This window comes from Novosphingobium sp. B-7 (genome assembly GCF_000410615.1).
GTDB lineage: Bacteria > Pseudomonadota > Alphaproteobacteria > Sphingomonadales > Sphingomonadaceae > Novosphingobium > Novosphingobium capsulatum.
In genome coordinates this window covers 1-339 of the sequence record NZ_KE148337.1, presented here as the reverse complement: position 1 = coordinate 339, position 339 = coordinate 1, and the positions used below count along the sequence as shown (strand labels likewise).

Genomic DNA, 339 nt, shown 5'->3' with positions numbered 1-339 from the left:
CCAGATCCTGGCGCACCGCGGCGCGCAGGTTGAACCACGGGTCCAGTGCATGCAGCCAGCCTGCCTGCACCTCGGCGCGGTCCACCCGCCCGGCAAAGGCCCCTTCCCCGCGCGATTCCAGCGCCAGGCGGTCGCTGTCCCCGCCCCACCAGCCCTTGGCTTCCCAGGCATAATCGCCGCCGCCGCGCGCTTCCAACTGGTCGACCATCACCTGGCTCCCCGCCATGCCGCCATTCTCGTGCACCAGGGCCGCCCGCGCGCGCGCCATCGCCTGCGGATCGAACAGGGCATCGGCAGCATGGTCGCTCGGTGGCGGCGGCGGCGCCGCAGCATCCTGCG

General features: G+C 73.5%; 1 protein-coding gene. It reads right to left on the bottom strand.

Annotated features, from left to right (window positions below; genetic code table 11):
• Nucleotides 1-339: copper resistance protein B (locus H926_RS30830; RefSeq protein ID WP_043609248.1), on the bottom strand; the 339-nt coding region annotated here is incomplete at both ends.